Source organism: Marinomonas aquiplantarum (assembly GCF_003314975.1).
GTDB classification, from domain to species: Bacteria; Pseudomonadota; Gammaproteobacteria; order Pseudomonadales; family Marinomonadaceae; genus Marinomonas; species Marinomonas aquiplantarum.
On the sequence record NZ_QNRF01000024.1, the window covers coordinates 1 to 1,793 of the forward strand.

At 50.6% G+C, this 1,793-nt stretch carries 1 protein-coding gene; it reads right to left on the bottom strand.

The window, feature by feature from the left end; all coding sequences use genetic code 11:
* Positions 1-1,793: beta strand repeat-containing protein (locus DFP76_RS17995; RefSeq protein WP_147084243.1), on the bottom strand; the 1,793-nt coding region annotated here is incomplete at both ends.

A 1,793-nucleotide genomic window follows, 5' to 3' on the forward strand; every position in this document is an offset into this window, starting at 1 on the left:
CCTTCCACATCCACTGTCCAAGTGCCGTCTGCACCGACCGTTGTCGTGTAAGTTGTGTTGTTGATTACTAGAGTAACGGTATCGCCTTCTGCGATATCACCACCAGTTGCGGTTCCCGTTACGGCGATGGTTTGAGCAGATTCAGTCGCGTTGATTACGTCATCTTCGGTGATGTTGTTGACCGTCACCGTGCCTGCTTCCGCAACTAGATCAACGGTATGTTCAGAAGAACCAGTCGTTTGAACGTTATTGCCAGCTTCATCAGAAGAAGCCACCACTGCCTCAAATTCCGTATCAGCAGCAAGATCAGAACCTTCCACATCCACTGTCCAAGTGCCATCTTCGGCTACTTGGGTTGTGTACGTTTGACCATTAATTTCTAGAGTAACGGTATCGCCTTCCGCGATATCACCACCAGTTGCCGTACCCGTTACCGCGATGGTTTGAGCAGATTCAGCGGCGTTGATTACGTCATCTTCGGTGATGTTGTTGACCGTCACCGTACCTGCTTCTGCAACTAGATCAACGGTATGTTCAGAAGAACCCGTTGTATTGACAGTATTGCCAGCAGCATCTTCAGAGCTTACCACTGCATCAAACTCAGTGTCGGCTGCCAAGTCAGAACCGGCCACATCCACTGTCCAAGTGCCATCTTCGGCTACTTGAGTTGTGTACGTTTGACCATTAATTTCTAGAGTAACGGTATCGCCTTCTGCGATATCACCACCAGTTGCGGTACCCGTTACCGCGATGGTTTGAGCTGATTCAGTCGCGTTGATTACGTCATCTTCGGTGATGTTGTTGACCGTCACCGTGCCTGCTTCCGCAACTAGATCAACGGTATGTTCAGAAGAACCCGTTGTATTGACAGTGTTACCAGCAGCGTCAGAAGAAGCCACCACTGCCTCAAATTCCGTATCAGCAGCCAAGTCAGAACCGGCCACATCCACTGTCCAAGTGCCGTCTGCACCGACGGTTGTGGTGTATTCGGTATCGTTAATGATCAGAGTAACGGTATCGCCTTCTGCGATATCGCCACCAGTTGCCGTACCCGTTACCGCGATGGTTTGAGCTGATTCAGCGGCGTTGATTACATCGTCTTCGGTGATATTGTTGACCGTCACCGTGCCAGCCGTTGCTTCAGTATCCACTGTGTGAGTAGACGAACCACTTGTATTGACTGTGTTGCCAGCAGCATCTTCAGAGCTTACCACCGCATCGAAGTCCGTATCAGCAGCAAGATCAGAACCTTCCACATCCACTGTCCAAGTGCCGTCTGCACCGACCGTTGTCGTGTAAGTTGTGTTGTTGATTACTAGAGTAACGGTATCGCCTTCCGCGATATCACCACCAGTTGCTGTACCCGTTACCGCGATGGTTTGAGCAGATTCAGCGGCGTTGATTACGTCATCTTCGGTGATGTTGTCTACGGTTACCGTACCAGCTTCCGCAACTAGATCAACGGTATGTTCAGAAGAACCCGTTGTATTGACAGTGTTGCCAGCAGCATCAGAAGAAGCCACCACTGCCTCAAATTCCGTATCAGCAGCCAAGTCAGAACCAGCCACATCCACCGTCCAAGTGCCATCTGCACCGACGGTTGTGGTGTATTCGGTATCGTTAATGACCAGAGTAACCGTATCGCCTTCTGCGATATCACCACCAGTTGCTGTACCCGTCACTGCGATGGTTTGAGCAGATTCAGCGGCGTTGATTACGTCATCTTCAGTGATGTTGTTGACCGTCACCGTACCAGCCGTTGCTTCAGTATCCACTGTGTGAGTAGACGAACC